Below are 7,023 nucleotides of genomic sequence, written 5' to 3'. Positions count from 1 at the left end.
ATGGTGCGGGAAGCGGTCTTGATCTACAACCAAGAGCGCCCGCACCTGTCCTTAAAATACAAAACGCCCGATGCAGTGCATCGGGCGTTAGGGTGAGATAGGTGTAAACCTATTTCAGGACTAGACAGATGAGTTAATTTGATGGGCTCTTGGCGATACAGCAATACTGCCAGTTAACCATCAATAAAAAGGCCTCGAATATAACGTTCGAGGCCTTTTTACGTTGCATGTCAGCCGCAGGCTTTCATGTTTACGGGGCCGACAAATTCATTGCCACGCCCCATCACGCACGCCACGCTCTGATTGCGCTGGCGCTCCCAGTCCTGGACCGGGTAGGTCTTGTCCCATGCCTCATACAGTTGGCGATCCTGTTTAGAGAGGCGCAAGCCGTACTGCTTGCTCATGTAGAAATAGGTGCGTGCGATCATGCCGCGAATTGAAGGGCGGGGCATGACCTTCTTGGCCTTGAAGTCGACCTGGGTCAGGCATGAGCCGTATTGGCCGGATTGCGTCGGCAGCCATCCGTAGCTGAAGTTACTGCGGTCGCCGTTGACCTCGCCGATGCTCGGTACCAGGTTATGAAGATCCGCTTCGGCCTTCTGGTAGCTGGGGTCGTAGCGTGTGCAGTTTTTGCGTCCACCTTTCTGCCAGCATTGGCGCTGATGTCCGAACTGCCACGCCGGCACAATGTGCTCCCACTCGATGCGCGAAGCGCGCTTGGCATTTTTGCGTGGTACATAACCGCAAGCTTTCAAATCGACCTTGTTGCCGGTGTATTTGCAGCCGCAATAAAACTCCGTGGACTGCGGTGCATAAAGTTTCCAGGCGACCTTTTTGGCTTCATTGAACGTACGAGGTGCGCCAGCCTGGGCCCCCGTGGCGATGAACAGCAACAGCAAAGCAAAACAGCGGACAATCATTGAATCAATCTTCCTTCGGCACAACCCAAAAAATCTGCACGCCGCCATCATCGCGATAGGCGAGGGTAACGTTATCGTTCTCGTCGATTTCCTCGAGCAGGCGCTCCCACTGATCCGTCGGTTCGTCCGGCAAGCGGAAGATCAATGCGGCCTTGGCTTTTTGTGCGGTGGGAGAATTGATGATTTTCTGAACGCGCACGCCCATTCGTTCGTAAGTGTCAGGAGCGTCAAGAGAGGTGGCCACGAGGTTATCCTTATTAAGCTGTACGTGCATACAGTATTTAACTGTGGGCATTTTCGCAACTGCTTAAAATTCAAGAAAATCCTCTGACAGCGGTTTTCCGATTTTGGTGTGAGTCGTGTCGAATTTTTTGTAGGGAAATTACAGAGGAGCTGTAGGCGACGTACCGCTCGCCAATCAGGCGAGTGGTACGAAGAGTGCCCGACGGAGAGTCGATCGGGCGAAGGACGGTCAGTATTCCCAGAACATCCGTTGCAGTTCTTTGCTGTCGTTGGTTTTGGTCAGTGCGACCATCGCCAGGATGCGGGCTTTTTGTGGATTCAGGTCGTGAGCGACAACCCAGTCGTACTTGTCGTCAGGCTGTTCAGCGTTACGCAGCACGAAGCCGCCGGCGTTGACGTGAGACGAGCGGATGATTTGCACGCCCTCCTTGCGTAGCGCCTGAAGCGTCGGTACTACGCGTGACGACACGGATCCGTTGCCAGTGCCGGCATGGATGATGGCCTTTGCGCCAGACTGGGCGAGTGCCTTGTAGGCGGTATCACTCACGTTGCCGTAGGAATAGGCGATTTCTACGTCAGGAAGGCTCTTGATGTTCTTGATGTCGAATTCCGAATCCATGGTGTGGCGCTTGGCGGGTAAACGGAACCAGTAGGATTTGCCTTCGACCACCATGCCCAATGGGCCCCAGGCACTTTTGAACGCTTCGGTCTTGATGTTGATCATTTTGCTGACGTCGCGACCAGACTGGATTTCATCGTTCATGGTCACCAGTACACCTTTGCCACGCGCTTCTTTGCTGCTGGCCACAGCTACGGCGTTGTACAGGTTGAGCATGCCGTCCGCTGACATTGCTGTGCCCGGACGCATGGAACCTACGACGATGATCGGCTTGTCGGTCTTCTCGACCAGGTTCAGGAAGTAAGCGGTCTCTTCCAGGGTGTCTGTACCGTGGGTGATGACGATGCCGTCGACATCCTTGTTGTCGGCCAGTTCTGAGACGCGACGGCCCAGTTGCAGCAGGTTGTCGTTGGTGATGCTTTCCGAGGCAATCTGCATGACTTGTTCGCCGCGCACATTGGCGAGCTTGTTCAACTCAGGGATGCCAGCAATCAATTGCTCGACGCCCACTTTTGCGGCCTGATACGTCGCGCTATTGGCGGCACTGGCGCCAGCGCCGGCGATGGTGCCGCCTGTGGCGAGAACCACGACATTGGCAAGTTTGGTCTGGGTTTCGACTTCTTTTGCCTGGAGGGCGGTCGGCAGTAGCAGGAGGAGGGCCAAAGCGCCCGGAACCAAAGTGTTGAAAGCAGATTTCATTATTTTTCTCTCTAGTAGTGAGACGGTGCTGATGCAGGTTCATCTAGATGCGCCCCAGGCCGATCTGGATGCCCGGGGTGTGGTGAAGGGAGCAGGATCTATACCAGACGTACCTTTGCGCTAGAGATCTGTTTAACCTTTTGATTTTCATCAATATTTTTCTAAAGAATACGGAGTATGGCGAACCCTGTAGCCGGGTTTCCGAACAAAAGACATTTTCGCGTTCGGCTTCCCGAAAAGTACTACTGCTTCTGTCGTATGGATCGGGTTGTCAGTTTCTGATTTTGTGCTAAAGAAACCGCGACGTAGGCCGATGCGTCCTCAAGAGCACTAAATTCGAGGGAGTTCACATGTCACTCACGGTCGGCTTTTCAAATCCAGCTGCTGTCACCATCGGCGGTAAAACTGCAGCGACGATCAATTCATTGAGCGAGGCGTCAGAGGGTGCTACTGCCGAGGCGATGGGCAAAAAAGATGAAGGTGATGGCAATCAGGTCAGGACCGGTGGTGCCTTGCAAAAAAGCAGCGAGGCTGAAAGCGGCGATAACCTGAGCATCAGCGTCAAGATGTTGTTGAAGCGGATGCAGGAACTGCAGAAGCAGCTCCAGGAGCAACAACAGCAATTGGCTGCCGCACAAGCTGCGAGGTATGCGACGCCCGAAGCCAAGTCGCAGGCAGTCATGTCCATTCAGGGGCAGATCGCTCAAACCAGTGGCGCATTGGCAGAGGTCGCGGGTGAACTGGTCAAGGAAATGACCAAGAACTCCGGCGGCGGAAATTTGGTCAATACCACGGCATAAGCTTGGAAGGGCCGCTTCCAGGATTTGCCCTGCAATAAATGACGATTTCTGATTGTTGACAAATGTCGGCGGGATTCGCATAGTTCGATCTACGCAAACGTTTGCGCGGCTTCCCCGATGCGCTATCAGTCGGTGGGGCGATGTAGCTTACGCCAGCGCAAGCGTTGCTCACAATAATCATAAGATCGGAGTGAACCCATGAAGCTGCCATTCGCTGGACGTCTTCTTGCTGTCGCTATGCTGGCTGCCACAGCCGCTGCACTGCCTGTCTCTTCGGCGTTCGCCGAATCCCCTGAAAAACCCAAAGTCGCGCTGGTCATGAAATCTCTGGCCAACGAATTCTTCCTGACCATGGAAGACGGCGCCAAGGCCTACCAGAAAGAACACTCCGCCGATTTCGACCTGATCTCCAACGGCATCAAGGACGAAACCGATACTGCGGGCCAGACGCGTATCGTCGAGCAAATGATCCTTGCAAAGGTCAATGCGCTGGTCATCGCACCTTCCGACTCCAAGGCCATGGTGCCGGTGATCAAGAAAGCCGTCGATGCCGGTATAACCGTGATCAACATCGACAACCAACTCGATCCGCAAATCGTCAAAAGCAAAAACATCAGCGTTCCCTTCGTAGGTCCGGATAACCGTAAAGGCGCGCGTCTGGTCGGTGAGTATCTGGCCAAGCAGCTCAAGGCGGGTGACGAAGTCGGCATCATTGAAGGCGTGTCCACCACGACCAACGCCCAGCAGCGTACCGCTGGCTTCAAGGATGCGATGGACGCGGCGCAGATCAAGGTGGTTTCCCTGCAGTCCGGTGATTGGGAGATCGATAAGGGCAACAAGGTTGCCGCTTCGATTCTCAGCGAATACCCGGATGTCAAAGCGTTGCTGGCAGGCAACGACAGCATGGCCGTCGGTGCTGTTTCCGCCGTGCGTGCGGCCGGCAAAGCGGGCCAGGTGCAGGTGGTTGGCTACGACAATATCAACGCCATCAAGCCCATGCTCAAGGATGGTCGCATTCTGGCGACTGCCGATCAGTTCGCTGCCAAGCAAGCTGTATTTGGGATCGAGACTGCGCTGAAAATCATCAAGGGCGAGAAAGTCGACAGCGGTGCCAATGGCGTGATTGAAACGCCGGTCGAACTGGTCACCCGGTAAATCCTCTGACGACACAATGGCGCTCGTCCGTCCGGGCGAGCGCATGGAGAGTTTTTATGTCAGTTTCCGCCCCGACCGCTGTCCTCTCGGTCAGCGGTATCGGTAAGACCTATGCGCAACCGGTGCTCACAGGCATCGAATTGACGCTGATGCGCGGTGAAGTACTGGCGCTGACCGGCGAGAATGGCGCCGGCAAAAGCACCTTGTCGAAGATTATTGGCGGACTGGTCACGCCGACCACCGGCCAGATGCAATTCCAGGGCAAGGACTATCGTCCGGGCAGTCGCACCCAGGCTGAAGAGCTCGGCGTGCGTATGGTCATGCAAGAGCTCAATTTGTTGCCGACACTGTCAGTGGCGGAGAACCTGTTTCTCGACAATCTGCCGAGCAACGGTGGCTGGATCAGTCGCAAGCAGCTGCGTAAAGCGGCTATAGAGGCCATGGCCCAGGTCGGTCTTGATGCGATTGATCCGGACACACTGGTCGGTGAACTGGGCATCGGCCATCAGCAGATGGTTGAAATCGCCCGCAACCTGATTGGCGATTGCCATGTGCTGATTCTCGACGAACCGACCGCGATGCTCACCGCGCGGGAAGTCGAAATGCTCTTCGAGCAAATCACCCGTTTGCAGGCGCGTGGCGTGTCTATCATCTACATCTCGCATCGCCTCGAAGAGCTGGCCCGAGTGGCACAGCGCATTGCCGTACTGCGTGACGGCAATCTGGTCTGCGTCGAGCCGATAGCCAACTACAACAGCGAGCAACTGGTCACATTGATGGTCGGTCGTGAACTGGGCGAGCACATCGACATGGGGCCGCGCAATATTGGCGCTCCGGCGTTGACGGTCAAGGGGTTGACTCGATCCGATAAGGTGCAGGACGTTTCGTTCCAAGTGCGCGCCGGGGAGATCTTCGGGATTTCCGGGCTGATCGGAGCCGGGCGCACAGAATTGCTGCGCTTGATTTTCGGGGCGGATGTCGCCGACAGCGGCACGATTGCACTCGGTTCGCCGGCGCAAGTGGTGAGTGTGCGTTCGCCTGTCGATGCTGTGCATCATGGTATCGCGCTGATCACCGAAGACCGCAAGGGGGAGGGTTTGCTGCTTAGTCAGTCGATCAGCGCCAACATCGCCTTGGGCAACATGCCGGAAATTTCCAGTGGTGGTTTCGTCAACAATGGCGCCGAAATCTCTTTGGCGCAGCGCCAGATCGATGCCATGCGTATTCGCAGTTCGAGCCCGACACAGCTTGTGTCAGAGCTGTCCGGTGGTAACCAGCAAAAGGTTGTGATCGGTCGCTGGCTGGAACGTGACTGTTCGGTGCTGCTGTTCGATGAGCCAACCCGGGGTATCGACGTCGGCGCCAAGTTCGACATCTATGCCTTGCTCGGTGAGTTGACTCGCCAGGGCAAGGCACTGGTGGTGGTGTCCAGTGACCTGCGTGAGCTGATGCTGATCTGCGATCGGATCGGCGTACTGTCGGCGGGGCGTCTGATCGAGACCTTCGAGCGCGACAGTTGGACCCAGGATGATTTGCTTGCCGCCGCGTTCGCCGGCTACCAAAAACGTGATGCGCGGCTCAACGAAGCCGCGCCTAGGGAACTCCCATGAAAACTGCATCTTCTGCCGGCAAACGTAGTGGCAACTTTTATGGGTTGGGCAGTTATCTGGGGCTGGCCGGTGCTTTGCTGGCAATGGTCGCGCTGTTCTCGGTCTTGAGCAGCCACTTTCTGTCCTATAACACGTTCAGTACGCTGGCCAACCAGATCCCCGATCTGATGGTTCTGGCGGTCGGCATGACCTTTGTGTTGATCATCGGTGGCATCGACCTCTCGGTCGGTTCGGTGCTGGCGCTGGCGGCATCGACGGTCAGCGTCGCCATTCTTGGCTGGGGCTGGGGCGTCTTGCCAGCGGCGTTGCTCGGCATGGCGGTATCGGCGCTGGCGGGCACGATCACTGGCTCGATTACCGTAGCGTGGCGGATTCCGTCGTTCATTGTTTCCCTTGGCGTGCTGGAAATGGCTCGCGGGCTGGCCTATCAGATGACCGGGTCACGCACCGCCTATATTGGTGACGCTTTTTCCTGGTTGTCGAATCCGATCGCTTTCGGCATCTCGCCGTCATTCATCATCGCCTTGCTGGTGATTTTCATTGCGCAGGCCGTTTTGACCCGCACCGTATTCGGTCGCTATCTGATCGGCATCGGCACCAACGAAGAGGCTGTGCGGCTGGCGGGTATCAATCCGAAACCTTACAAGATCCTGGTGTTCAGTCTCATGGGGCTGCTGGCCGGTGTCGCCGCGCTGTTTCAGATTTCTCGCCTGGAGGCGGCTGATCCGAATGCCGGCTCCGGTCTTGAACTGCAAGTGATCGCTGCCGTGGTGATCGGCGGAACCAGTCTGATGGGTGGGCGTGGTTCGGTGATCAGCACTTTTTTCGGTGTATTGATCATCTCCGTGCTTGCGGCGGGGCTGGCGCAGATCGGTGCAACCGAGCCAACCAAGCGCATCATTACCGGTGCGGTAATCGTCATCGCGGTCGTACTCGATACTTATCGCAGTCAACGCGCTAGTCGACGGGGCTGAGAC

The 7,023-nt window shown here is 56.3% G+C and carries 7 protein-coding genes; 4 read left to right on the top strand and 3 right to left on the bottom strand.

Annotated features, from left to right (window positions below; all coding sequences use genetic code 11):
* Nucleotides 1-230: 230 nt before the first annotated feature.
* The 3 genes from AACY50_RS21510 to AACY50_RS21500 all read right to left on the bottom strand — a co-directional run bounded on the left by AACY50_RS21510 (nucleotide 231) and on the right by AACY50_RS21500 (nucleotide 2,481).
* Complete coding sequence (locus tag AACY50_RS21510; RefSeq protein WP_339433993.1) at nucleotides 231-920, bottom strand: endonuclease I family protein; 690 nt, start codon at nucleotides 918-920, stop codon at nucleotides 231-233.
* Nucleotides 921-924: 4 nt separating this feature from the next.
* On the bottom strand, nucleotides 925-1,194 hold the full coding sequence (locus AACY50_RS21505; RefSeq protein ID WP_339433994.1) for a DUF1654 domain-containing protein: 270 nt from the start codon (nucleotides 1,192-1,194) through the stop codon (nucleotides 925-927).
* Between the two features lie 198 nt (nucleotides 1,195-1,392).
* The gene (locus AACY50_RS21500) at nucleotides 1,393-2,481 is read right to left on the bottom strand and encodes an asparaginase (RefSeq protein WP_339433992.1); all 1,089 of its coding nucleotides are present in this window, start codon (nucleotides 2,479-2,481) and stop codon (nucleotides 1,393-1,395) included.
* A 350-nt stretch (nucleotides 2,482-2,831) separates the two neighbouring features.
* Here AACY50_RS21500 and AACY50_RS21495 point away from each other — a divergent pair, with 350 nt between their 5' ends.
* The 4 genes from AACY50_RS21495 (at nucleotide 2,832) to AACY50_RS21480 (ending at nucleotide 7,020) form a co-directional block, all read left to right on the top strand.
* A complete protein-coding gene (locus AACY50_RS21495) occupies nucleotides 2,832-3,281 on the top strand; it encodes a hypothetical protein (protein WP_339433991.1) in 450 nt (149 codons plus the stop codon).
* 198 nt (nucleotides 3,282-3,479) lie between these two features.
* Nucleotides 3,480-4,436, top strand: coding sequence for a sugar ABC transporter substrate-binding protein (locus AACY50_RS21490; RefSeq protein ID WP_339433990.1), 957 nt, complete (start codon nucleotides 3,480-3,482; stop codon nucleotides 4,434-4,436).
* A gap of 56 nt (nucleotides 4,437-4,492) precedes the next feature.
* Nucleotides 4,493-6,046, top strand: a complete 1,554-nt coding sequence (locus tag AACY50_RS21485) for a sugar ABC transporter ATP-binding protein (RefSeq protein ID WP_339539155.1) — start codon at nucleotides 4,493-4,495, stop codon at nucleotides 6,044-6,046.
* Nucleotides 6,043-7,020 carry an ABC transporter permease gene (locus tag AACY50_RS21480; protein ID WP_339539154.1) on the top strand — a complete coding sequence of 326 codons (978 nt, stop codon included), beginning with the start codon at nucleotides 6,043-6,045 and terminating at the stop codon, nucleotides 7,018-7,020. Before AACY50_RS21485 ends, AACY50_RS21480 begins: the two co-directional genes overlap by 4 nt.
* The last annotated feature ends 3 nt before the right edge of the window (nucleotides 7,021-7,023 follow it).

This window comes from Pseudomonas sp. RA_15y_Pfl2_54 (assembly GCF_963971015.1).
Taxonomy (GTDB): domain Bacteria; phylum Pseudomonadota; class Gammaproteobacteria; order Pseudomonadales; family Pseudomonadaceae; genus Aquipseudomonas; species Aquipseudomonas baetica_A.
The sequence above is the reverse complement of the archived record's forward strand: the minus strand, read 5'-3'. Positions and strand labels throughout refer to the sequence as shown.